The 307-nt window shown below is 37.5% G+C and carries 1 pseudogene; it reads left to right on the top strand.

Annotated elements, in window-relative coordinates:
- A pseudogene (locus ON07_RS16595) lies at positions 1 to 280 on the top strand (hypothetical protein); the annotation flags it as partial.
- Positions 281 to 307 lie beyond the last annotated feature (27 nt).

Raw genomic sequence — 307 nt, 5'->3', positions numbered from 1 at the left:
TGGGAATGGTGGTAGTGAAGCACGAACATTTTTTTGGCAAAACGCTCTAAATACGGCAGATTATAACGCTGATATTACTTCTTCAAGTAATGGTTTATTTGAAATGGAAGTCAGAGATGCAGATGGTAATATTGTTTTAGATAAATCTTTAAGGGGAGGTATGGAACCAGATTCCTTTTCTGGTGTAACTTCCAGTGGAACTTCTGGAATTTGGTCGGTAACCATCACCCTATCTTCTTTTAATGGTGATGGAAGCTTTTCGCTAAGTGAGGGTGATTAATCTATTTGTCAGAACTATTCACGTTAT

Origin of the sequence: Gillisia marina, from assembly GCF_000258765.1 — a bacterium.
In the GTDB taxonomy this organism is placed as follows: Bacteria; Bacteroidota; Bacteroidia; order Flavobacteriales; family Flavobacteriaceae; genus Gillisia; species Gillisia marina.
The sequence above is the reverse complement of the archived record's forward strand: the minus strand, read 5'-3'. Positions and strand labels throughout refer to the sequence as shown.